General features: G+C 69.8%; 20 protein-coding genes. 12 read left to right on the top strand and 8 right to left on the bottom strand.

The window, feature by feature from the left end; all coding sequences use genetic code 11:
* The first annotated feature begins 58 nt into the window (after positions 1-58).
* From purE to AC1ROW_RS06775, 3 genes are all read left to right on the top strand, one after another.
* Complete coding sequence (gene purE / locus AC1ROW_RS06785) at positions 59-562, top strand: 5-(carboxyamino)imidazole ribonucleotide mutase (protein ID WP_493018071.1); 504 nt, start codon at positions 59-61, stop codon at positions 560-562.
* Positions 559-1935: an LCP family protein gene (locus tag AC1ROW_RS06780; RefSeq protein ID WP_493018070.1), complete on the top strand. Its 1377-nt coding sequence runs from the start codon at positions 559-561 to the stop codon at positions 1933-1935. Before purE ends, AC1ROW_RS06780 begins: the two co-directional genes overlap by 4 nt.
* Before the next feature lie 88 nt (positions 1936-2023).
* Complete coding sequence (locus AC1ROW_RS06775) at positions 2024-3247, top strand: acyltransferase family protein (RefSeq protein ID WP_493018069.1); 1224 nt, start codon at positions 2024-2026, stop codon at positions 3245-3247.
* Positions 3248-3396: 149 nt separating this feature from the next.
* Here AC1ROW_RS06775 and AC1ROW_RS06770 read toward each other — a convergent pair whose 3' ends face one another.
* From AC1ROW_RS06770 to rfbB, 3 genes are read right to left on the bottom strand one after another with little or no spacing between them, the layout of a single operon-like run.
* Positions 3397-4545, bottom strand: coding sequence for a glycosyltransferase family 4 protein (locus tag AC1ROW_RS06770; protein WP_493018068.1), 1149 nt, complete (start codon positions 4543-4545; stop codon positions 3397-3399).
* Positions 4517-5404, bottom strand: coding sequence for a dTDP-4-dehydrorhamnose reductase (gene rfbD, locus AC1ROW_RS06765; RefSeq protein WP_493018067.1), 888 nt, complete (start codon positions 5402-5404; stop codon positions 4517-4519). Before rfbD ends, AC1ROW_RS06770 begins: the two co-directional genes overlap by 29 nt.
* Complete coding sequence (gene rfbB, locus AC1ROW_RS06760; RefSeq protein ID WP_493018066.1) at positions 5404-6393, bottom strand: dTDP-glucose 4,6-dehydratase; 990 nt, start codon at positions 6391-6393, stop codon at positions 5404-5406. Before rfbB ends, rfbD begins: the two co-directional genes overlap by 1 nt.
* 71 nt (positions 6394-6464) lie before the next feature.
* Here rfbB and AC1ROW_RS06755 point away from each other — a divergent pair, with 71 nt between their 5' ends.
* Positions 6465-7070 carry a dTDP-4-dehydrorhamnose 3,5-epimerase family protein gene (locus tag AC1ROW_RS06755; RefSeq protein WP_493018065.1) on the top strand — a complete coding sequence of 202 codons (606 nt, stop codon included), beginning with the start codon at positions 6465-6467 and terminating at the stop codon, positions 7068-7070.
* Positions 7071-7085: 15 nt separating this feature from the next.
* Positions 7086-7949, top strand: a complete 864-nt coding sequence (gene rfbA, locus AC1ROW_RS06750) for a glucose-1-phosphate thymidylyltransferase RfbA (protein WP_493018064.1) — start codon at positions 7086-7088, stop codon at positions 7947-7949.
* 25 nt (positions 7950-7974) lie between these two features.
* Here rfbA and AC1ROW_RS06745 read toward each other — a convergent pair whose 3' ends face one another.
* On the bottom strand, positions 7975-8829 hold the full coding sequence (locus AC1ROW_RS06745) for a glycosyltransferase family 2 protein (RefSeq protein ID WP_493018063.1): 855 nt from the start codon (positions 8827-8829) through the stop codon (positions 7975-7977).
* A gap of 191 nt (positions 8830-9020) precedes the next feature.
* Between AC1ROW_RS06745 and AC1ROW_RS06740 the strand changes: the two genes are divergently transcribed.
* Genes AC1ROW_RS06740 through AC1ROW_RS06730 form a run of 3 tightly spaced genes read left to right on the top strand, consistent with a single transcriptional unit; the run spans position 9021 to position 12148 of the window.
* A complete protein-coding gene (locus tag AC1ROW_RS06740) occupies positions 9021-10253 on the top strand; it encodes a rhamnosyltransferase WsaF family glycosyltransferase (RefSeq protein WP_493018062.1) in 1233 nt (410 codons plus the stop codon).
* Entirely contained in the window at positions 10246-11172 is a 927-nt protein-coding gene (locus AC1ROW_RS06735) for an NAD-dependent epimerase/dehydratase family protein (protein ID WP_493018061.1), read from the top strand. Before AC1ROW_RS06740 ends, AC1ROW_RS06735 begins: the two co-directional genes overlap by 8 nt.
* Positions 11165-12148 (top strand): glycosyltransferase family 2 protein, encoded by a 984-nt coding sequence (locus AC1ROW_RS06730; protein WP_493018059.1) that lies wholly within the window; start codon positions 11165-11167, stop codon positions 12146-12148. Before AC1ROW_RS06735 ends, AC1ROW_RS06730 begins: the two co-directional genes overlap by 8 nt.
* Positions 12149-12164: 16 nt before the next feature.
* On the opposite strand, the gene AC1ROW_RS06725 is transcribed toward AC1ROW_RS06730, so the two are convergent.
* Positions 12165-13052 (bottom strand): hypothetical protein, encoded by an 888-nt coding sequence (locus AC1ROW_RS06725; RefSeq protein ID WP_493018058.1) that lies wholly within the window; start codon positions 13050-13052, stop codon positions 12165-12167.
* Between the two features lie 90 nt (positions 13053-13142).
* Here AC1ROW_RS06725 and AC1ROW_RS06720 point away from each other — a divergent pair, with 90 nt between their 5' ends.
* Both AC1ROW_RS06720 and AC1ROW_RS06715 read left to right on the top strand, forming a co-directional pair.
* The gene (locus AC1ROW_RS06720) at positions 13143-14129 is read left to right on the top strand and encodes a glycosyltransferase domain-containing protein (RefSeq protein ID WP_493018057.1); all 987 of its coding nucleotides are present in this window, start codon (positions 13143-13145) and stop codon (positions 14127-14129) included.
* On the top strand, positions 14125-15066 hold the full coding sequence (locus AC1ROW_RS06715) for an NAD-dependent epimerase/dehydratase family protein (protein WP_493018372.1): 942 nt from the start codon (positions 14125-14127) through the stop codon (positions 15064-15066). The genes AC1ROW_RS06720 and AC1ROW_RS06715 overlap by 5 nt, the downstream gene beginning before the upstream one ends.
* Before the next feature lie 37 nt (positions 15067-15103).
* Here AC1ROW_RS06715 and AC1ROW_RS06710 read toward each other — a convergent pair whose 3' ends face one another.
* From AC1ROW_RS06710 to AC1ROW_RS06700, 3 genes are all read right to left on the bottom strand, one after another.
* Entirely contained in the window at positions 15104-16363 is a 1260-nt protein-coding gene (locus AC1ROW_RS06710; RefSeq protein WP_493018056.1) for an ABC transporter ATP-binding protein, read from the bottom strand.
* A gap of 5 nt (positions 16364-16368) precedes the next feature.
* On the bottom strand, positions 16369-17304 hold the full coding sequence (locus AC1ROW_RS06705) for an ABC transporter permease (protein WP_493018055.1): 936 nt from the start codon (positions 17302-17304) through the stop codon (positions 16369-16371).
* A 113-nt stretch (positions 17305-17417) separates the two neighbouring features.
* Positions 17418-19967 (bottom strand): lysozyme, encoded by a 2550-nt coding sequence (locus AC1ROW_RS06700; RefSeq protein WP_493018054.1) that lies wholly within the window; start codon positions 19965-19967, stop codon positions 17418-17420.
* Between the two features lie 190 nt (positions 19968-20157).
* On the opposite strand from AC1ROW_RS06700, the gene AC1ROW_RS06695 reads away from it, so the two are divergent.
* Complete coding sequence (locus tag AC1ROW_RS06695; protein ID WP_493018053.1) at positions 20158-20613, top strand: hypothetical protein; 456 nt, start codon at positions 20158-20160, stop codon at positions 20611-20613.
* Entirely contained in the window at positions 20613-22910 is a 2298-nt protein-coding gene (locus tag AC1ROW_RS06690; protein WP_493018052.1) for a hypothetical protein, read from the top strand. The genes AC1ROW_RS06695 and AC1ROW_RS06690 overlap by 1 nt, the downstream gene beginning before the upstream one ends.
* Positions 22911-22957: the final 47 nt, after the last annotated feature.

Raw genomic sequence — 22957 nt, 5'->3', positions numbered from 1 at the left:
CCTTCCGCCCGGCGGGCCTGACCCGCCGACCCCGTACCCCCCACCTATCGTGGTTGCCATGCCCGCACAGTCTCAGCCCCTGGTGTCCGTGATCATGGGCTCCGACTCCGACTGGTCGGTGATGCAGGAGGCCGCGAAGGTGCTCACCGAATTCGGTGTCGCACACGAGGTGGAGGTCGTCTCCGCGCACCGCACGCCCGAGAAGATGATCGCCTTCGGCAAGGAGGCCGCCGGCCGCGGCGTGCGCGTCGTCATCGCCGGCGCCGGCGGTGCCGCGCACCTGCCTGGCATGGTCGCCGCCGTCACCACGCTCCCCGTCATCGGCGTGCCGGTTCCCCTCGCGCGGCTGGACGGGCTGGACTCGCTACTGTCGATCGTGCAGATGCCCGCGGGCGTCCCGGTCGCCACCGTGTCCATCGGCGGCGCCCGCAACGCCGGGCTGCTCGCCGTCAAGATCCTCGCCACCTCCGACCCGGAGCTGTCCGACGCTCTGGCGCGTTTCGCCGCCGACCTCGAGGCGAGCGTGGAGGAGAAGAACCGGGCGCTGCAGTCGCAGCTATGACCGCGGCGACCCCGCTCCGGCACCCGAACACCTCGTCGCCGGGGGAGATGACCGCGCGCGGCTGGTGGCTCGTCGGCCTCAACATCGTCCTGCCCGGCACGCCGCAGCTCGTCGCGGGCAACCGGGTGCTCGGGCGCGTCGGCATCCTGGCGACCCTGCTGCTCTGGGCGCTCGGGCTCGTGGCCCTCGTCCTCCTGGCCGCGTCGCCGTCGTCGCTGTACACGTTCGCGACCCAGGCCGGCAGCCTCACCGTCGTCCAGTTCCTGCTCATCGCGTACGCGCTGCTCTGGATCGTGCTGACTCTCGACACGCTGCGGCTCGTGCGGCTGGTCAAAGCGCGAGCGAAGATGCGCGGCTGGATCGCCGCCTTCTCTGTCCTCGTCCTGGTCGGCCTCGCCGGGACCGCGGCCTACGGTTCCGCGGTCGCCGGCTCGGCGCGCGGTGCGCTCGGCGACATCTTCGCCGCCAGCGCCCCCGTCGCGCCCGTGAACGGCCGCTACAACATCATGCTGCTCGGCGGTGACGCCGGACCCGACCGGCAGGGGCTGCGGCCGGACAGCATGTCGATCGTCAGCATCGACGCGAGCACAGGCAAAGCCGTCACCATCGGCCTCCCGCGCGACCTGAACCCGGTGCCGTTCTCGGCGAAATCGCCGCTGAAGGCCGTCTACCCGGACGGCTACGGCTACCACGACCGGTGCGACGTCGACGTCTGCCAGCTCAACTCCATCTACACCGAAGTCGAGCTCTACAAGCCCGACCTCTACCCGAACGCGAAGAAGCAGCGGAGCGAGCCGGGGATCGAGGCGATGCGGGACGCGCTGGAGGGTGCGACCGGGCTGACCATCCAGTACTACGTGCTCATCGACATGCAGGGCTTCGCCGACCTGATCGACGCGCTCGGCGGGGTCGACGTCACCGTGACGGAGAAGGTGCCGATCGGCGGCGACGAGAACCTGAACGGCGTCGTGGAGTGGATCCAGCCCGGGCGGCACCACTTGGACGGCTACCACGCCCAGTGGTACGCGCGGGCGCGGCACGGCACGAGCGACTACGACCGGATGGCGCGCCAGCGGCAGCTGCAGGACGCCATCCTCACGCAGTTCAACCCGCTCAACGTCGTCACCAAGTTCCAGGGGATCGCGACGGCCGGCGCGCAGGTGATGAAGACCGACATCCCGCAATCGATGCTCGGCTACTTCGTCGACCTGGGCATGAAGACGCGTGCGCAGCCGGTCGACAAGCTGGAGCTGGTGCCTCCCGCGATCGACCCGACGAAGCCGGACTACGCGCAGATCCACCGGCTCGTGACGACGGCACTGTCCCCGGCCACTCCGAAGACCCCGGCCACTCCGAAGCCGTCCGCTCCCTGACGCTCCCAAGTGACCCCTGAACAGGTCACAGGAACCGCCCAGCGCCCGCCGGTACCGTCGCCCGCCTCTGACGAGTACAGGTGGAAGTGTGGACCAGAAGACGCGGACGAAAGACAGTGCACGCCTGACATCCCTCGACGGACTCCGCGGACTCGCGGCGGTCGTCGTCCTCTTCCACCACGCGCTCTATACGAACCCCGAGTTCCCCGGAGCGCCGGGCGGCGGTCACGCCCCCGGCGGCTCATTCATGTGGTGGATCAGCTACACGCCGCTCAAGCTGGCCTCGGCCGGCGTGGAGTCGGTGATCGTGTTCTTCGTGCTGTCCGGGCTGGTGGTGACGCTGCCCGTGGTGCGCCGCCGCGGCTTCGACTGGGTCGCCTACTTCCCGCGCCGCGTGGTGCGGCTCATGGTGCCGGTAGCGGCGTCGGTCGTGCTCGCCGCCGCGTGGGTCGCCGCCATCCCGCAGGTGAGCCCGCAGCCGAGCGGGACGTGGCTCAGCGACTCCTCGACCCCGAACTTCTCATGGGAGTACATCGTCAAGGCGATCGACCTCCTCGGCGGCGACGGCCAGATCAACAACCCGCTGTGGTCGCTGCGCTGGGAGCTCGCCTTCTCGCTGCTGCTGCCGGTGTTCGCGATCGCGGCGCTCGCCGTGCGCAGGTGGTGGATCGGCGGCCTGGCGCTGGCCTGCGCACTCACCTGGCTGGGCGCGCACGCCGGGTCGGGGGAGCTGGAGTACTTCCCGGCGTTCTTCGTCGGCGCGGTCATCGCGGTGCGGCTCGACGTCGTCCGCGACGCCGCCGCGCGGATCAACGCCCGCTGGTTCCGGCATCCGCTGTGGGCCGGGCTCACCCTCGGCAGCGCGCTGCTGCTCATCGCGCCGTGGCTCCTCGGGCCGGACGTGGGGGGCATCCCCGCGCTCGACAACGTGCTGAAGGGGCTCGTCCCGCTGGCGGCGGCGGGCCTGGTGGTGGCCGCCCTCGGCTGGACGCCGCTGCGGGTGCTGTTCGAGTCGCGTCCGCTGCAGTTCCTCGGCGCGATCTCGTTCAGTCTGTACCTGGTGCACGTGCCGATCATCCTGTTCAGCACCTACCTGTTCGCCGGGCAGGCCTGGTACGTGCCTCTGCTGTTCGCCCTCCCGGTGGCCGTGCTGGTCGCGGTCGGCTTCACCTGGCTGATCGAGAAGCGCAGCCACGGCTGGTCGAAGGCGGCCGGCGAGTGGGCGTCCGCCCGCTACCGCGCCTGGTTCGGCCCCGAGGAGACGGCTGACGCCACCCCTCGCGAGCCCGTCACCTCCTCGACGCGCGCCTGACGCTGCGCACATTCGGCACGAATCGCGGCTATCGCGCGCGCAATCGCGACATTCGTCACGAATCGCGGTGCGCACATTCGTGACGAATCGCGGGAATGGGGCGCGCAATCGCGACATTCGTCACGAATCGCGTGGAGCGCGAGCGCGCGTCAGAGGTCGGCGTGCAGGGCCCAGACGCGCTCGGCGGAGTCGCGCCAGCTGAAGGCGCGCGCCCGGTCGGAGGCGAGCACGCCGAGGCGGCCGCGGAGGTCGCCGTCGTCGAGCACGCGGCCGATGGCGGCGGCCAGGCGCTCGCTGTAGCCGGCGTCGTCCTCGGGGGAGGCCGGCCGCTCCACGACCAGGCTCGCGCCGGCGGCGACCTCCACGAGGGCCGGGTCGTCGGAGTGGATGACCGGGAGGCCGAACTTGAACGCCTCCACGATCGGGAGGCCGAAGCCCTCGGCGAGGCTCGGGTAGACGAACAGGGTCGCCCGGTCGAGCACGACCGCGAGGTCGGCGTCGTCCAGCCGGCCGAGCGCGCGCACGCGGTCCTCCGGCAGGCCCGCCGCGGCGGCGACGCCGGTCGCGGTGCCGTCGCCGTAGCGATCCGGGCCGGCGATGAGCAGTGGGATGTCGTGGGCCTCCGGCCGGGCGACCGCTCGGATGAGCGGTGCGATGCCCTTACGCGGCATGATCGAGCCCAGCGTGAACGCGTACACCGGGGGCAGGCCGAGCCGGGCCGCGCGCTCGTCGGCGTCGGCCGGGAGACGCAGAGTCGTGGCGGGGGCGCCCCCGATGACCCGGATCCGGTCGCCGAAGTCCAAGGACTCGGCCAGGCGGTTCGCGACCGCGTGGGTCGGGACGACGATCGCGTCGGCGTGCTTGCGGGCGCGCTTGGCCATCGACTTCGTCCACATCACCGTGGTGGCGCCGAGCGACTCCGGATGCGTCCAGGCGAGCGCGTCGTGGATGGTCACGGCGACCTGGTCGCCGTCGTTCAGGGTGTCGTGCTTGCGCAGCGGCGCAAGGAGGCTCGGTGCGTGCACCATCCCGCGCACGCTGCCCACGGGGATGCCCGACTGCCAGGCGAGCGCGAGCTCGCGCCGGGCCAGGGGCAGCCGCACCAGGTCGGCGAGGCCGGGCAGCACCGCGCGCAGCTCGTCGAGCTGCTCCTCGGGGACGTTCGACACGAACGCGCGCACCTCGCACCCTGCCGGCGCGGTGGCGATCAGCTGACGGGTCAGCTCCTCGGTGTACCGGCGGGCTCCGCCGGTGTCGGCCGAGGTGAGCTCATCGACCACCACGCTGAGTGTCGTCATTCGTCTCCAGGTCCAGGACTCCGTGCCGTGCGGCGTCTGCCAGGGCGGCCTCCCACGACCGCATGGGCGTCAGTCCGGCCTTCGCCCACGCGCCGTGCGCCAGCACGGAGTAGGACGGTCGGGGTGCGGGGCGGACGAACGTCGCGCTGTCGGTCGGTGTGACCCTATCAGGGTTCAATCCGGCGGCGCTGAAGACCGCCTTCGCGAACTCGAACCAGCTCGCCTGGCCCGAATTCGTGCCGTGGTAGACGCCCGCGGGCGCGTCGGACTCCAGCAGTGCGACGATCTGGTCGGCGAGGTCGCCGGTCCACGTCGGCTGCCCGAGCTGGTCGGCGACGACGCTCACGGTTTCGTGGCTGCCGGCGAGCTTCACCATCGTCTTGGCGAAGTTCGGGCCGCCCGCGCCGTACAGCCACGCGGTGCGCACGACATAGGTGCCGTCCGGGTGGGCGGCGAGCGCCAGCTCTTCGCCGGCCGCCTTGGTGCGGCCGTAGGCGTTGATCGGGTCGCGCGGGGTGTCCTCGGCGTACGGCTTGGTGGCGTGACCGTCGAACACGTAGTCGGTGGAGACTGTCACGTAGCGCGCGCCCGCCGCCGCTGCGGCGACGGCCAGGTTCTCCGTGCCGAGCGCGTTGATCGCGTAGGCCTCGTCCTCGTGCGTCTCGGCGTCGTCCACCTTGGTGTAGGCGGACGCGTTGACGACGGCGTCGTGGCCGGCGGCCGCGGCGACCGCCGCGTCACGGTCGGTGACGTCGAGCCCGGCGCGGCCGAGCGCGGTCACCTCGTGACCGCGCGCGGCCAGGGCCTTCTGGAGGTCCTGGCCGAGCTGGCCGTTCGCGCCTGCGACGAGGACGCGCATCAGTTGTCCAGCGCGGCGCGGGCCTTGAGCGGCTCCCACCACGCGCGGTTGTCGCGGTACCACTGCACGACGTCGGCGAGCCCCTGCTGGAACGGCACCAGCGGCTGGTAGCCGAGCTCCTTCTGGATCTTGGAGATGTCGACCGAGTAGCGCAGGTCGTGGCCGAGCCGGTCGGCCACGCGGTCGACGTACGACCAGTCCTTGCCGGTGGCGTCGAGCAGCAGCTGGGTGAGCTCCTTGTTGGTGAGCTCGGTGCCGCCGCCGATGTTGTAGATCTCGCCGGCGCGGCCGTTCACGAGCACCATCGCGATGCCGCGGGTGTGGTCGTCGACGTGCAGCCAGTCGCGGATGTTGTTGCCCTCGCCGTACAGCGGGACGTGCTTGTCGTCGATCAGATTGGTGACGAAAAGCGGGATGACCTTCTCGGGGAAGTGGTACGGGCCGTAGTTGTTCGAGCAGCGCGTGATCGACAGGTTGAGACCGTGCGTGCGGAAGTAGCTGCGGGCGAGGAGGTCGCTGCCGGCCTTCGAGGCGGAGTACGGCGAATTCGGCTCGAGCGGGCGGTCCTCCGCCCACGAGCCCTCTGCGATGGAGCCGTAGACCTCGTCGGTGGAGACGTGGACGAAGCGCTCCACCTTGTTGCGCAGGGCCGCGTCGAGGAGCTGCTGGGTGCCGAGCACGTTGGTCTCGACGAAGATCGACGCGTCGCGCACCGAGCGGTCGACGTGCGACTCCGCTGCGAAGTGCACCACGGCGTCGATCGTCGGGAACAGCTCGTCGAGCAGGCCGCCGTCGCGGATGTCGCCCTTGACGAAGGTGTAGCGCGGGGAGTCCGCGACCGGCGCGAGGTTCGCCAGGTTACCCGAGTAGGTCAGTGCGTCCAGGACGACGACCTCGGCGCCCTCCAGGCCCGGGTAGGCGTCCTGCAGGGTGCGGCGGACGAAGTTGGAGCCGATGAATCCGGCGCCACCTGTGACGAGAATCTTCATGCGGATGGGCTGCTTTCTGTCGGTGAACCGGCGTCGAGTCTACCGTGAGGCCGCATTGGTAGACTCCCGGGGTGCAGATCCGCGAACTATCGATCCCCGACGCCTATGAGATCACCCCGGTGCAGCACGCGGACGACCGCGGCCTGTTCTTCGAGTTCTACCGGTTCGACCGGCTGGAGGAGGCGGTCGGCCACTCGCTCGACCTCAAGCAGGGCAACACCTCGGTGTCGCGCCGCGGCTCGGTGAGGGGAATCCACTTCGCCGACATCCCGCCGAGCCAGGCCAAATACGTCATGGCGCCCCGCGGCGCGGTGCTCGACTTCGTCATCGACATCCGGGTCGGCTCGCCGACCTTCGGCCAGTGGGACTCCGTGCTCCTCGACGACACCGACCGCCGCGCGATCTATGTCGCGGAGGGCCTCGGCCACTGCTTCGTCGCGCTGACCGACGACGCGACCGTCAGCTACCTGGTGACCGACGTGTACAACCCGGGACGCGAGCACGGGATCAACCCGCTCGACGGCGACATCGCCCTCGAGTTCCCCGTGCCGGCCGACGACCTCCTGCTCTCCCCCAAGGACACCGACGCTCCTGGCCTCCTGCAGGCGAAGGACAGCGGCCTGCTGCCCACCTGGGACGCGGCCCGCGCCTTCTACGCTTCGCTGAACGACAAGTAAGGACGACCCCACACCATGCGCGGAATCATCCTCGCCGGCGGCTCCGGCACCCGGCTCTGGCCCATCACCAAGGGCATCTCCAAGCAGCTCATGCCCATCTACGACAAGCCGATGGTCTACTACCCGCTGTCGACGCTCATGATGGCGGGCATCAACGAGATCCTCATCATCACGACGCCGGAGTACAACGAGCAGTTCCGCGCGCTCTTCGGCGACGGCTCGCAGCTCGGCATCCGCCTGGAGTACGCCGTGCAGCCCTCGCCCGACGGGCTCGCGCAGGCGTTCATCATCGGCGAGGAGTTCATCGGCGACGAGTCCGTCGCGCTCGTCCTCGGCGACAACATCTTCCACGGCACCGGGCTCGGGTCGTCGCTGCGCCAGCACGCCGACATCGACGGCGCGCTCATCTTCGCCTACCAGGTGAGCGACCCGACCGCCTACGGCGTGGTCGAGTTCGACGACAACTTCACCGCGCTCTCCATCGAGGAGAAGCCGGCCGAGCCGAAGAGCAAGTACGCCGTCCCCGGTCTCTACTTCTACGACAACTCCGTGGTGGAGATCGCCAAGACGATCGAGCCGAGCGCGCGCGGCGAACTGGAGATCTCCACGGTCAACGAGCGCTACCTGCAGGCCGGCAAGCTGCAGGTGCAGGTGCTCGACCGCGGCACGGCGTGGCTCGACACCGGGACGTTCGAGTCGATGATGCAGGCGTCCGAGTACGTCCGCGTCATCGAGGACCGTCAGGGCTTCAAGGTCGGCTGCGTCGAGGAGATCGCTTGGCGAGCAGGGTGGATCGACGACCAGCGTCTCGACGAGCTCGCCGCGCCGCTGGTCAAGAGCGGCTACGGCCAGTATCTGCGCCGGCTGCTGGAGTCCTGACTCCGAACCGCATTGGAGCGTCGCCTCACAGTCCACGCGTGAGCAGCCACGCGCGGACCGTGAGCGCGACGCGGAGCGTGAGCCGCACCGGCGCCAGGAGCGGCCCCGGGTACTTGTTCGAGAGGAACCGGTAGGCGCTCTGGTGGTGCGCCGCGAGCATCCGCTTCGACTCGGTGCGGGTGGACATGCCGCCATGGTGGATGACCGACGCCGTGGGCTCGTAGCGGTTGCGGTAGCCGTGCTTGCCGAACCGGTAGCCGAGGTCGACGTCCTCGAAATACATGAAGTAGCCCTCGTCGAACCCGTCGATGCGCTCGAACGCCTCGCGCCGGACGAGCAGGCAGGCCCCGGAGAGCCAGCCGACGTCGCGGGCCTCGGTCTCGCGCTCGGCGCGATACGAGCGGGTCCACGGGTTGCCGGGCCACACCCGCACGAACAGAGCGTGGCCGATGCCGGTGCGCAGCGACGGGATGCTGCGGGCGGACGGGTACACAGTGCCGTCCTCGTTGAGGATGCGCGGCCCGACGGCGGCGATGCGCGGGTCGGAGTCCAGGCGCTCCCGCAGGAGCTCGATCGCTCCGGGCGTCACGATGATGTCCGGGTTGCTCACCAGGATGGCGTCCACGTCGTCCGGGAGGGTGCGCACCGCGCGGTTGATCGCGCCGCCGTAGCCGTGGTTCTCGCCGAGCGCCACCACCTCGGCGCCGAACTCCGCCGCGATGCGGCGCGTCTCGTCGAGGTCGGCGGAGCCGTTGTCCGCGATGAGCACCCGCAGGCCGCGGCTCAACTCCGGCCGGAGGCTCGTGAGAAAAGAGTCGAACTGCCCGCTCGAGTTGTAGCTGACGGTCACGACGGCCGTCGCATCGGCGGATCGGGGCACCCGTCGAGCATACAGTGCCGCCTGGATTCCCCTTTCATCCTTCTGTGGGAAGATTGCGGACGGCAGAACGGCGCGTCTGCGCCAGGGCGACGCAGGACCGGGCCAGGACGACACACAACCAAGGAAGACGAGTAGACGACGTGGCAGCAGTGGGCAAGCTTTTCTCTCGAGCCGTCGAACGTGGCCCCCGGGTGATCGCGCGGAAGACCCGCACTGCCTTCCTGATGGTCAAGAACAACGGGATCAGGACCACCATCGGCTACGCACGGTCCAAGGTGGGACAGGTGACCGCGCCTCAGCGCCCGCGGCTGCTCGTCGACATGGCCGACGCTGCGGCGGTCGACTGGACGCGGATTCCGGAGCGCATTTCCCACCCCATCGCGGTCGCCGACCGGCCGTGCCGGATCGCGTGGATCATGTCCCCTCCCGGCAAGGAGAGCGGTGGCCACCAGAACCTGTTCCGCTTCATCAAATTCGCCGAGCAGGCCGGTCACACCTGCGATGTGTACCTCTACAACGCCGGCGACGCGGCCGTCGACGTGACGCTCGTCCGCGAGATGCTGGCCGCGTCCGAGGCGTACCCGGACCTCGACGGCGACATCCGGATCTGGGACCGGACCGCCGGCGTGGCTGACGGGACGGACGCCATCTTCGCCACGGGCTGGGAGACCGCTTACCCAGCCTTCCTCGATCCGTCGCGCGCCCGCCGGCTCTATTTCGTCCAGGATTTCGAGCCCCTGTTCTACCCGCTCGGCTCCGAGGCCCTCCTGGCCGAGAACACCTACCGTTTCGGTTTCCACGCGATCACCGCCGGCGGCTGGCTCGCCGACAAGCTGCACCGCGAGTTCGGCATGAAGGCCGAGCACTTCGACTTCTCCGTGGACCGCACGCGCTACCGCTACGAGAACGCGGAGCGCCGGAACGAGATCTTCTTCTACGCCCGCCCGGTGACGCCGCGGCGCGCGTTCGAGTTCGGCCTGATCGCGCTGGCGGACTTCGCCAAGCTCCGTCCGGACGTGAAGATCAACCTCGCTGGCTGGGACGTCTCCAACTGGGAGATCCCCTTCGAGTACGAGAATCTGTCCAGCCTGCAGCTCAGCGAGCTGAACGCCGTCTACAACCGCTGCGCCGCCGGCCTGGTCCTGTCGCTGTCGAACATGTCGCTGCTGCCCCTGGAACTCCTGGCGAGCGGCGTGATCCCGGTGGTGAACGACGGGCCGAACAACCGCATGGTGTCCGACAACGAGCACATCGCGTACGTCCCGGCCTCCCCGCTCGCCATCGCGCAGAAGCTGGTCGAGGTGCTCGACCGCCCCGACGCGCCGGAGTACGCGCGGATCGCGTCGGAGTCCGTCGGGAACTCCACCTGGGAGGATTCCGGCCGGACCTTCGTGGAGGCGTTCGAGAGGGCGATGCGTGGATAGCGCCGCCGTCATCGGGGCGAACGGCTTCCTCGGGTCGCACCTCGTCGACGCGCTCGTCCAGGAGGGGCTGCACGTCACCGCGTTCGACCGGTTCTCGGCCAGGCCGTCCTTCCGGACCGACCGCGCCCGGCCGATCACCGGCGACTTCCTGAACCGGTCCGACCTCGACGACGCCGTCGCGGGCCAGCGCTACGTCTTCCACTTCCTGTCGACCACCACCCCGGCGACCGCCGCGGGCGACCCGACGCTCGACATCCGCACCAACGTGGCCCAGACGGTCGAACTCCTCGAGAGCTGTGTCGCGGCGGGCGTCGAGCGCGTCTTCTACGCCTCGACCGGCGGCGCCATCTACGGCGACCAGGGCAAGCCGGAGTACTCGGAGTCCGACCGGGCACTGCCGGTGTCGCCGTACGGCATCGGCAAGCTCACGATCGAGCACTACCTGGAGTTCTTCCGCCGCACGCACGGCCTCGACTACACCGTCCTGCGCATCTCGAACCCGTACGGGACCCGTCAGCACCCGAACCGCAAGCAGGGCCTCATCCCGATCGCGCTGCGCCGGATCGCGCACGGCGAGCCAGTCCTCCAGTTCGGCGACGGCAGCATGGTGCGCGACTACATCTACGTCGAGGACCTCGTGCGGATGATCCTGCCGCTAGTGCGCACCGTCGGCCGTCACCGCCTCTACAACATGGGCAGCGGGACGGGGTCGTCGGTGTCCGAGATCCTGCAGACGCTCCGCGAGGTGACCGGCGTGGACTTCGCCGTGGACGTCCGCCCGGCGCCGCCGACGTTCGTCGACCGCGTCGTGCTGGACACCGCCCGCTACACGAGCGAGTTCGGGACGCTGGAGGAATCCGTGGGGCTCCACGCCGGCATCGAGCGCACCTACGAGGAGATCCGGAGAGAACGTGACTGACGCACCGTCCGTGGACGTGACGATCGCCATCCTGACGTACAACGGGGAGACCTACCTGAGGCGCATCCTCGAGATGATCCGCCGGCAGGACTACACCGGGAGCGTCGAGGTGCTGGTGATCGACTCCGGCTCCACCGACAGCACGCTGTCGATCGTCGCCGACTTCCCCGAGGTCGTGCTCAAGCAGATCCCGAACAGCGAGTTCGGCCACGGCCGCACCCGCAACCTGGCGGCGCAGCTCGCCGCCGGTGAGTTCGTCGTATATCTGACCCACGACGCCGTCCCTGCCTCGGAGAGCTGGCTCACCGAGCTGCTCGCCCCGTTCGCCATCGACGAGAAGATCGTGGCCGTGATGGGCAAGCAGGTCCCGCGGCCCGGCTGCTTCCCGCTGCTCAAGTACGAGATCCGCGGGGTGTTCGCCGGCTTCGGCCCCGACTTCGGCACGACGGTCTTCTACAAGGACGACTTCGCGAAGGAGGAGGGCGTGCTCGGGGCAATGGCGTTCTACTCGGACGTGAACTCGGCCGCCCGCCGCCGCTTCCTGACCGACGTCGTCCCGTACCGCGACGTGCGGTACGCGGAGGACCAGCTCTTCGGCCGCGACCTGCTCGAGGCCGGGTACTCCAAGGCGTACGCCGGGCGTGCGGCGGTCGAGCACTCGAACGACCTCACGCTGGGGGAGTACGAGCGGCGCATCTTCGACGAGACGGTCGGGCTGCGCGAGATCGGCTTCCCGATCCCGCCGATGTCACGGCCGCAGCAGCTGCGGCTCACCGCCCGCGGGATCGTGGGGGACACCCTCCGAATCCTCCGCGACGGCGACTTCTCCTGGAAACGCAAGGCGTTCTGGCTCGCGGTCAACCCGGCGTACCAGGTGGTCAAGTGGCGCAGCTACCGCGACTCGACGCTCGTCGACATCACAGACAAGGACGCCGTGCGGGCGAAGTCACTCGAGCACTCCCGCAAGCGGGACTGACCGGCGCCGTCCGGACTCAGAGTAGGGCGCGCGCGAGCTCGCGGCCGATCCGCGCGACGCTCGTGCGCTCGCGGATGCCGCGCATGATGTCGAGGCCGCGTTCCCACTCCGGCGAGCCGAAGTCGTCGCGGACGCGGTCGAGCGCGTCGAGGATCGCCCGCTCGCCTGGCTCCCCGTCGGGGCCGCCGTCGATGAGATACGGGTAGTCGTCGCCGAGCCAGAGCACGGCCTCCGCCTGCGAGCGCTGGATGAGGATGTTGCTGCCCGTGTGCGCGGCCGTGAACCCCTTGAGGAACGGCTTGTGCAGGTCGGCGCCGCGGAACAGGCGCACGGCGTAGTGGAGATTGAACTCCCGGATGCGCCCGAGCCAGGCCGGGTCCTGCGTCGAGGTGTCGACCAGGACCGGCGTGACGGTCTCCTCGATGCGCGGGGTGAGCACGGCGTTGACGAGCTCGCCGAAGTAGCCGGCGCGCAGCCGGTCGGTGGGCGGCGTGCCCGCCGCAGAGTCCAGCCGCGGGTCCACGTGGTGGTTCACGAGAAGGATCTCGCGGGTGGGGTGGTCGCGCTGCAGGTCGACGAACGCGGTGAGGGAGGCCGCGACGATGGCGTCGGCGAACCCGCTCGTCGGCGGCGGCGCCTCGTCCACGACGTCGAACAGCAGCCGGTTGCCCCCCGCCTTCAGCGCGGCGAGCCGGTCGGCGTCGGCCACGCGCAGCGCACCCTTGGTGAGGAAGAGGGTGGAATTGCGGAAGGGCGCGTCCAGCGGCGTGTAGCGCACCCGGGCGCGCCGCCCGAGGGCCGTCTCGGCGATGCCGGCGAGCTGCCGACCGCGCATGACGGTCGACCCCGACTCCGCGAAGGCGGGCGCGAAGACGAAGTGGACGTCCTGTCTGGACCGGAGCATGTCCACAATGCTATCCGGGTAGAGTTGACGGGACTTCTGAGCCCATGCGTCGACGAGGACGCGGGCGAGCCATCCATGGAAAGAGGATCGATGACGACGCCCCGAGCCGTCTACACCGCACTGCTGGGCCCCTACGAGGATCTGAGCGAGCAGCCCGTCGCACGTGCGAGCGACGTCGACTTCATCTGCTTCACCGACCGCGACGACCTGGTCAGCGACACCTGGACGATCGTGAGGGTCGAGCTCCCCTTCCCGTTCGACCTGGTCCGCAGCCAGCGCGCCTTCAAGATCATCGGCCACCCCGCCCTCGACGCGTACGAGGAGACCCTCTACATCGACAACTCGGTGCACCTGGAGGCACGACCGGAGGACATCCTCGACGAGTGGCTCAAGGACTCCGACTTCACCCTCCATCGGCACAGTTTCCGCGGGCGCGTCATCGACGAGTTCGACGAGATCGTCCGCCTCAACTACGACGACGCCGGCCGCGTGAACGAGCAACTCCTCCACTATGCGGAGGCGTACCCCGATGTGCTGCTCGAGCAGCCCTACTGGAACGGGATGCTGGCGCGGCGGCGCACGCCGGATGTCGCGGCGTCGATGCGGATCTGGTATGACCACGTCCTGCGCTACTCCCGCCGCGACCAGCTCTCGGCGAACGTCGCGTTCGCGCTCGGTCCGGTGGTCCCCAAGGCCATCGAGGGCGACAACAACGCGTCGGAATGGCATCGCTGGCCGGTCGACGTCAAGCGCCGCGCGCACCTGAGCGTCAGTACGGGGCGGCGCACAGGCCCGCTCCTCGCCGAGATCGCACGCATCGAGCGCGAGCTGGTGGCCGAGCGGGAGCGTGCCGACTCGTACATCGCCGACGTGGACGCCGCCCTCGAGCAGGTGAAGGCGGCCGACGAGCGGGTCAGCGCCGCGCGGCTAGAATTGGCGGAGGCCGACGCGCGCGCGATGCGTGCGGAGGCGCGGTTCACGCAGGTGGTCACGAGCTTCTCGTGGCGCGCGTCGAAGCCGATCCGAGTCATCGGCGGCAGAGTCCGCCGCCTGAGAGCAGGAGGGTCGACCGATTAGGGTCCTCGTCACCGGCGCAGCCGGATTCATCGGGAGCAATCTCGTCCGGACGCTGCTGGAGCGCGGCGACGACGTCGTCGGCGTCGACTCGCTCACGTCGTACTACGACCCGGCGATCAAGCGAGCGAACGTCGACGCCGTCGACAGCCCGCGGTTCCGCTTCGTGGAGGCGGACCTCGCCGACATCGACACCCCGACGCTGCTCTCCTACGGGGTTGACGCCATCGCGCACCTCGCCGGCCAGCCCGGGGTGCGCGGATCGTGGGGCGACCAGTTCGGCGCGTACACGCACGCCAACATCACTTCCACCCAGCGGCTCCTGGAGGCGCTCAAGGGCGCGCCGGGCATCCGGCTGGTCTACGCGTCCTCGTCGTCGGTCTACGGCCAAGCCGAGAGCTACCCGACCACGGAGGAGGCCCTCCCGGCCCCGCACAGCCCCTACGGGGTCACGAAGCTCGCCGGTGAGCACCTCGTGCACCTCTACCGGGCCAACTACGAGCTGGACACCGCGGCCCTGCGCTTCTTCACGGTCTACGGACCAGGGCAGCGCCCGGACATGGCGTTCACGCGCTTCCTCCGCGCCGTCTCGGCGAGGGAGCCGATCCGCGTGTTCGGCGACGGCGAGCAGATCCGCGACTTCACCTATGTGGGCGACATCGTCGCGGCCGTGATCGCCGCGATGGGCGCCGACGGACCGCTCCCGCGGGTGATGAACCTGTCCGGCGGGTCGAGCGTCTCGGTGAACCAGGTGCTCGCCGTCATCGGCGAGGTCACCGGCGCGCCGGTCGACGTGCGCTACGAACCGACGGTCCGCGGCGACGTGTTCCGCACCGGAGGGTCGAGCGAGCTCGCCAGGGACGCGCTCGGCTGGACGCCCCGGGTGTCGCTGCGCGAGGGCCTGGAGCGTCAGTGGGAGTGGGTCCGCGGGCTCGGCTGAGCCCCGGCTACCGCCAGTTCAGAACCCGCCGGCCGGCTCAGAGCTCGCCGGCCGGCTCCTCCAGAGCTGCGGCATTCTTCGCGGCGATGTCCTTCACAGCGTCGTCGTCGACCGAAGCCGTGACGTCCAGGCGGATGAGGCCCGAGCCGTACTGCGGCTCGTCCACCTCGAACACCGCGCCCGGGTTGAGCCGGTCCAGCGAAGGCCCCGCGAGCTCTTCGAGACTGCCGCGGACGATGTAGTTGCCCGACCCGAGGGTGTGGTTCGGGAATGCGAACGAGACGCTGTGCTCTCCCGGCGTCGTCGGGATGTCGACCTTGAGCACACGGGTGTTGACGCCGTAGACGGGCTGGCCGGTGGAGGTCTCGATCGCGATGCCGGCCACGATCGGCGGCTGCGGCTGCGTGAGCTCGTACCGGTAGCGGAGGGTGAGGTCGCCGCCGGCCTTGACGATGATGCGGTCCTCGTCCGTGACGGCCGACACGACGTCGATGCCGGCGATCCGCGCCGGCGGCACGACGGGCTCTCCACCCGCGTGCGCGCGGTCGTGCTCCAGCCGCTCCTGCTCGAACCCGAATCGGAGGACCCGCAGGCCGTCGGCCGGGTCGCCGTCGAAGATCTGGTTGCCGTGGTTGAGGACGACGACCCGGTCGCACAGCCGGCCGACCTGCTCCGCCGAGTGGCTGACCAGCACGATGGTGCGGCCCTCGCGCTGGAACTCCTCGATCTTGTCCATGCACTTGCGCTGGAAGGGCTCGTCGCCCACGGCGAGGACCTCGTCCACGAGCAGCAGGTCGGGGTCGACGTGCACGGCGACGGCGAACGCCAGCCGCACATACATGCCGGAGCTGTAGAACTTCACCTGCGTGTCGATGAACGACTCGATCCCGGAGAAGTCGACGATCGCGTCGAAGTACTTATCGGTCTCCTTGCGGCTGAGGCCGAGGATCGCCGCGTTGAGGTACACGTTCTCGCGACCGGTGAGGTCGGGGTGGAATCCGGCGCCGAGCTCGAGGAGCGCGGCCATCCGGCCGCGCCGGCTCACCGATCCCGTCGTGGGCTCGATGATGCCGCCGACGACCTTGAGCAGGGTGCTCTTGCCGGAGCCGTTGTGCCCGACGAGGCCCACCGTGCTGCCGACCGGGATCTCGAGGTCGATGTCGCGGAGCGCCCAGAAGTCGTCGCGGTGACGGCGGGAGGCGCTGAAGTTGACGAGGCGCTCTTTGAGCGACTTCTCCTTGTGCATGACGAATCGCTTGGAGACGCCGGAGACGGAGACGAGGGAGGGCATGGTCATCGGGGTCACAGCTCCTGAGCGAAGTTGCCCTGCAGGCGGGAGAAGACCCGCTGGGAGAGCCAGACAAGGACGATGCTGACGACGAGCATGATCAGCAGGCGGACGGCCAGGTGGTCCGGGAAGACCTGGGCCTCAGGGCCTGTCGCCGCGGACCCGGCGGCCCAGAGCGCCTTCTGCATCGAGATGACCGCGATCGTCACGGGGTTCGCCAGGTAGATCTGCTCGAGCCAGTTGCCGTGCAGGAGCTTGTTCACGTACGTGAACGAGTAGACGATCGGCGACGCCCAGAACAGGATGATGATGGCGATCTCGACGAGATGCTGCGTGTCGCGCAGATAGACGTTCACGGCCGAGAGGCACAGCCCGATCGCCGTGGCGAACACCACCAGCGTAACGACGGCCAGCGGAGCCAGCAGGAGGTTGAGGTTCCAGCCGAACGGCACGGTGGCCAGGAGCACGATCGCGATGACGAGGACGATCAACTGGACGAGGAAGTTGAAGAGCGCTCCGCCGATCGCGCTCAACGGGAAGATCTCGCGCGGGAGGTACACCTTCTTCACGAGGCCGGCGTTGGCGAGGATCGCGGTGGTGCTGCCCGTGACGATCTCGGCGAACAGCCCCCACATGGTCAGGCCGATGAAGACGAAGATCGCGAAGTCGGGCGTCGCGCGGGCGGCGCCGAGGACCTGGCCGATCGCGAAGTAGTAGATGAGGAGCTGCGCCAGCGGCCGGAAGAGGCTCCATACGATGCCGAGCGAGCTGTCCTTGTAGCGTGCCTTGAGCTCGCGCCGGACGAGGAGCCCGAGCAGTTCGCGGTGGGCCCAGACATCGGCCAGGGACCGCCCGGAGCCCCGGACGAAGCCGGACTTCTGTCCGACGTTCTCCATCGGGAGGGACTCGATGACGGCGGCGCGCTCGTCCGCATCGACCGGTGATGTCATTGCTTTACCTCGAACGGGGACGGGATCGGGAAGTGCGCCGGGCTGCCCGGAGCACCTAGAGAGTCTAACGCCGCCCCGACCGGGAGTTTCCCGAGGGCCGGGGCGGCGCACGATCAGGCGGCGGCTCCCGTGGGGATCCCCGCCGCGAAGCCGTCCACGACGTTGAGCCACGCCTGGCCGTTCGCGAGCTGGTTGTAGCGGGTCATCGACGAGATGGGGTGCTTCTGGCCGCCGCTCAGGTAGTAGATCGATCCTTCCGGCGTCCGGATGAACGCCGTGGCGTCGCTCCCCTTGGTCACCAGGCCGCAGGTGAAGGTGTCGAGCTCCACGTAGCTGAACGGGTAATTCGCGGCCAGCGACGACGGGACGGAGTGGATGGAGCCGCCCGCGCTCACGTACTTCTGGCTCCCGCAGAGCACCCCGAAGCCCAGCAGGGTGGACGACGTGGGATACGCGGCCAGACGGTCGTCCGACGTGTACGTGAAGGTCGTGAAGCCGGCCTCCGTCGCTGGGTCGAACGACGAGAACGGGATCTTGCTGGTCACACCGTTGACGAGGTAGACGGTTGCGCTGCTCGCGTTCCGGACGAGGGTCCCGGACTGCAGAGCGACGGGTCCGGTCGGGAGCGACGAGATGATCGACTGAGGCACCACCGTGATCGTCGGCGTCGTGCCGCCGGACAGCGCGATGAGGGAGTCCCACGAGCTGATCGGGCGGATGTCCGTCGACATCACGAGATAGACGGTCCCGCCACTCGGAGACATGATCGCCGTGCCCGCCGCGATGGCGGCAGCCGACGGATAGCTGCTGAGGAAAGTCGCAGGAACCGTCACCGTGCCGAACGACGCCCCGCCGACGCCCTGCGCCCACGGGTGGAGTCCGTCGGCGGCGATGACGGACACGGACGAGTCGGCGGCCGACTTGAGGGCGCCCGTGAAGGGCGTCCCCGCCGTGAGCTGCGCGATGCTGGCCGCCTGCAGGCTGCCGACGGCCTTGCCCGGCAGGCCGGCCGCGGACATCGCGCTCGGGTCGACGGCCGAGGCCAGGCCGCCGTTGTTGATCAGCACGGCCGCGGACGTCCCGGACTTCATCGCGTACACGTTGTCCCGGACGATCGGCTTGCCGAACGGCAGGTAGGACAGCGCGGAGGCCGAGAGCTGGTTGACGCCGCCGCCGAGTCCCGACGCGGTGAGCGAGGCCTGGTCCAGCACCTCGCGCTTGGCGCCGCCCCCGATGTAGTAGAGCGGTCCGCCTGCCGAGGTCATCAGGGCGGTGGCCCCCGGCCCGGTGACGTAACGCGCCGCCTGGGTGGTGGTGAGCTGGGTGTACCCGCTCGGCGTGCACGATCCGCCGTAATCGGCCACCTGCGCGCACGAGCTCATCGGGAGTTTGATCCCGGAGTCGATGAAGTAGATCGAGCCGTCGGGGCCGCGCACGATCCGGGTCGCGGCCTGCACCGTGGTGAACTGGTCGAGATAGCTCTGCGGCACGTACGACACCTGGCCGAGCGGCGCCAGCGCGCCGAGCATGTCCAGATTGGTCACCGGGTACTTGCTGGTTCCGGAGACCAGGTAGACGGACGCGTTTGCGACCGTGCGGACGAGGCTGGACTGGAGCCCGAACGTCTGCAGGTCGAGCGACGATCCGTTGAAGACGTCCTGGTCGCCGGGGAACACGCCCGAGTCGGCCCACTGCCACAGCGTGTAGGACGGCCACCCGGCGGGGAGCGTGCCCGCGCCGTCGGCGATGCTGCTCGGGTAGCGCGCAATGAACAGCGGGTTGGCGCTGAACGCCGCGGAGTTGCCGGTGCACATCGACCACCAGTTGGTGGTGGAGTAGATGGCGGGCAGCCGGCCGGTCCGGGCCTGGACCGTCGCGGAGAAGTCCGCGATCCAGGACACCATAGCGGCGGCGCTGAGGCCGTAGCAGGTCGCGCCGTACGGGTTGTACTCGATGTCCAGCAGCGGAGGCATGGTGCGGCCGTCCGCGGTTCCCTGGCCACCGTGGTCGAGGAACCAGTTGGCCTGCGCGGCGCCGCTCGAGGTGTTGGGGGTGGCGAAGTGGTACGCGCCGTGCAGCAGCCCGGCGTTGTAGGAGTCGTTGTACTGCTCGGAGAACTGGCTGCTGGTGTAGTCGATGCTCTCCGTCGCCTTCGTGTAGACGAAGCGGGCGCCGTTCGCTGCGATCGACGCCCAGTCGGACGCGGTGAGCACCTGCCAGCCGCTGACATCGAGGCCGGGGATCCCCGGCGGCGAGCCGGAGGCGAACGCCTGCGCGCCGCTCCGAGCCGGGGCCGGCTCGTGCGCTGCAACAGTCGAGCCCATGCTGTGGTTGCGTGCCGCGTTCTGCGTGGCGAGGCCGGGGTCGGACTGAAGTCCGGTGGCCGACTGCGGTTGCGCGGTAGGGGAGGGCGCCGCCGAGCCGGTCGGGGCGGGGGCGGCGGGAGCGGGGGCGGACGGAGCCGGTGCCGGCGTCGGGGAGGCGGACGGCGTCGCGGCCGGAGCCGCGGTCGCGGGGGCGCCGGTGGCCGCCGGAGCCGGGGTGGGCGCCGCGGCGGCGTCCGTCCGTTGTGCGGCGGAAGCCAGGGGGGAGCTGAAGGCCAACGCGGCGAGGGCCGCGAAACCCGCCGTAACGGCCAGCATTCTCCGCGAGATGGAGCGCATGGAAACCTCGATTGTCTAGGGGTCTTGCCATGGAGACTAATACACGCATTTCGCGAGGACCGCGAGCGCGCGCGGTGCGGGCGAACAACGTGCCTTCAACTGGGGTGCACCATCCACTCCACTTCCGCCCCCGATCCCAGTACTCTTGTGGGGCGCATGTCAGCCCGCCCCCGACCGACAGGAACTGACCGTGAGTACTCGAGTTCCCTGGCATTCCGGCGTCCCCGCGGCGCTGTGCCTGCTGCTCGCGCTCACCGGCTGCACCGCCGGCACGGGCGCTTCGGCGACGTCGGCGCCGGCGGGCCTCCCCGAGAAGACGCCGACGCCCACGCCCACGCCTACGGTCACCATCCAGCCGGTCCTGGTCGTCGCCTCCGTCGACACAGACGGCAAGCATGTGACGGCGTCCGGCTACGTCCAGGGGATCATCCAGGACGGCGGCGCGTGCACCTACCGATTCACCCGTGAGGGGTCGGCCGATGTCACGTCGGCGCGCGATGCGGTCGCCGACCGGGCGACGACCTCGTGCGGCACCGTCCAGCCGGACATCTCGCAGTTCACCCGGGGCGCCTGGCACGTGACGCTGATGTACGCCTCGAACGGCAAGGACTACGTGTCGCAGCCGCTGACCGTGGAGGTGCCGTGATGCGGCGTCCGAGATCCATCGCCGCGCTCGTCATCGGCGCGCTGGTCGGCGCGCTGCTGACCGTCGCGGGGGGCGCCCTGGGCGCCGTGCAGCCGGCGCACGCCGCCGACGCCCGGCTCTTCGACCCGGGGAACATCATCAGCGACGCCCTGTTCTTCGATGGCGGCTCCATGAACGCGTCGGATGTGCAGTCGTTCCTCAACGCGAAGGTCCCCACCTGCCGCACCGGGTACACCTGCCTCAAGTCGTACACCCAGGCGACCACGAGCAAGGCGGCGGTCGCCGGACGCTGCGACGCCTACACCTCCTCCGGCACCGAGACTGCAGCGGCCATCATCGCGAAGGTCGGCGCGGCGTGCGGCGTCAGCCAGAAGGCGCTCCTGGTCCTGCTGGAGAAGGAGCAGGGCCTGGTCACGGACGACTGGCCGGGCGCCGGCCAGTACCGGAGCGCGACAGGCTACGGCTGCCCCGACACGGCGGCCTGCGACTCCACCTACTACGGCTTCTTCAACCAGGTCTACAACGCGGCGCTCCAGTTCAAGCGGTACGCGGCGAGCCCGACGAGCTGGAACCACATCGCCGGCCGCGTCAACCAGGTGCAGTACAGCCCGGACGCCACCTGCGGATCCAGCGGCGTCTTCATCCAGAACCAGGCCACCGCGGGTCTCTACAACTACACGCCGTACCAGCCGAACGCCGCGGCGCTAGCGAACCTCTACGGGACGGGCGACAGCTGCAGCTCCTACGGCAACCGCAACTTCTGGCGCATCTACACCGACTGGTTCGGCTCGACCACGGGCGCGTCGAACCTCGCGCGCACGGTGGACAACGGGACCGTCTACGTCCTGAGCGGGACGGTCAAATACCCGATCGCGAGCCTCGACCTCCTCAACGCGCTCTCTCCGCTCGGTCCGGTGGGCTACGTCTCGCAGAGCTACCTCGACGGCTTCAGCACCGGTCAGGTCGCCGGCCGGATCCTGCGCGCGAACAACGGCACCATCTACTTCTTCGACTCCGGTCTGAAGCTGCCGTTCGGGAGTTGCGGGCTGGTCTCCGACTACGGCGGCTCCTGCGCGACCACTGGGTACATGCAGCTCACGGACACGCAGCTCGCCCTCTTCCAGACCGGCCCCAACATGACCTCGGTGATGGGGACGACCACGGGAGCGCGCTACTACGTCACGGCCGGGACGAAGCGCGAGATCCTCGACGACGCGTCCCAGACGGCGGCGGGGATCCCGTTGGGCTACAACGTCCTGACCGACGGGGCGCTGGCCGGCCTCGCGCTCGCGAACCCGGTCGTCCGCGACCAGGCGTTCGCGCAGCAGCGCGGGGCGAGCGCGTACTCGTTCCTCTCCGGCGGCCAGGCCTACTCGGTCGCGTCCGGCGCCGTCGCGGCGGCCGGGCTGCCGGGCCGGGTGAGCGGGACGCTGTCGGCCGCGAGCATCGCCCGGATCCCGGCGAACGCCGCCGCGTTCGGGGGAGCGCTCACCGTCCCCGGCTCCTCGACGGTCTCGATCCTCACCTCGGGCGGGCGGCTGGACTGGACGGGAGGCTCGCCCACCGGCCTGTCTCCGGTTCCGGTGACGTCGGCCACCCTGCAGACCTACCCGCTCGTGGGGACCGTGGGCGTCGGCTCCTTCCTCAAGGGCACGTCCGCGACCGTCTACATCGTCGGACCGAGCGACCTCAAGCCGATCTCCTCCTGGGATGCGCTGGTCGCGCTCACTCCCAAGGGGGCGCCGATCACGATCTCCACGGTGACGGACCAGGTCATCGCGTCGCTGCCCGCCGGCCCCACCGCGCTCGTGTCGGGCACCCTGGTGCGCAGCAACGCCGACGCGACCGTGTACCTGGTGAACGGGCTGACCAGCAAGATCGCGTTCTCGAGCTTCGACGTCCCCGCCTCGATCGGCTTGAAGGGCTTCTCCTTCGTGTCGGACGCGGTGCTGGCGGGCTACCCGAAGGCGTCGGCCACGATGGGCTACGGGATCACCTGCGGCACCACGAACTACGTGGCGGCGAACGGCACGCTCCGGGCGCTCGACGCGACGACCAAGCCGCTCTATCCGCTCGTGTTCACCCCGCTGGACTCGTACACCTGCGCGCAGCTCACGATCGGCGCACCGGCGACGAAGTTCATCCGCACGCCCGAGGGGTCGATCTACCTGCTCGACGGCGGGACCAAGCGTCCGATCTCGACGATGGACCGGCTCACGCAGCTCGGCGGCTCGGTCGGCTGGGTGGACGTGACCGCGGGCCTCGCCGCGACGATCCCCACGAGCGCGGCCGCCTGACGCGACCTGCGCCGGGCTCAGGAGCCGGCGGACCGGCCGCCGTCGGC

Source organism: Leifsonia sp. GW821-FHT13C09, from assembly GCF_058806435.1.
This window is presented reverse-complemented; position numbering and strand designations above follow the sequence as displayed.

Bases quoted from the DNA above. Each gene is read 5' to 3' on its own strand.
- AC1ROW_RS06690 (WP_493018052.1), top strand. From the start codon at position 20,613: ATGCGGCGTCCGAGATCCATCGCCGCGCTCGTCATCGGCGCGCTGGTC.
- AC1ROW_RS06770 (WP_493018068.1), bottom strand. From the start codon at position 4,545: ATGACGACACTCAGCGTGGTGGTCGATGAGCTCACCTCGGCCGACACC.
- AC1ROW_RS06705 (WP_493018055.1), bottom strand. From the start codon at position 17,304: ATGACATCACCGGTCGATGCGGACGAGCGCGCCGCCGTCATCGAGTCC.
- AC1ROW_RS06725 (WP_493018058.1), bottom strand. From the start codon at position 13,052: ATGCTCCGGTCCAGACAGGACGTCCACTTCGTCTTCGCGCCCGCCTTC.
- AC1ROW_RS06710 (WP_493018056.1), bottom strand. From the start codon at position 16,363: ATGACCATGCCCTCCCTCGTCTCCGTCTCCGGCGTCTCCAAGCGATTC.
- AC1ROW_RS06700 (WP_493018054.1), bottom strand. From the start codon at position 19,967: ATGCGCTCCATCTCGCGGAGAATGCTGGCCGTTACGGCGGGTTTCGCG.
- AC1ROW_RS06780 (WP_493018070.1), top strand. From the start codon at position 559: ATGACCGCGGCGACCCCGCTCCGGCACCCGAACACCTCGTCGCCGGGG.
- purE (WP_493018071.1), top strand. From the start codon at position 59: ATGCCCGCACAGTCTCAGCCCCTGGTGTCCGTGATCATGGGCTCCGAC.
- AC1ROW_RS06720 (WP_493018057.1), top strand. From the start codon at position 13,143: ATGACGACGCCCCGAGCCGTCTACACCGCACTGCTGGGCCCCTACGAG.
- rfbB (WP_493018066.1), bottom strand. From the start codon at position 6,393: ATGAAGATTCTCGTCACAGGTGGCGCCGGATTCATCGGCTCCAACTTC.
- rfbA (WP_493018064.1), top strand. From the start codon at position 7,086: ATGCGCGGAATCATCCTCGCCGGCGGCTCCGGCACCCGGCTCTGGCCC.
- rfbD (WP_493018067.1), bottom strand. From the start codon at position 5,404: ATGCGCGTCCTCGTCGCAGGCGCGAACGGCCAGCTCGGCCAGGACCTC.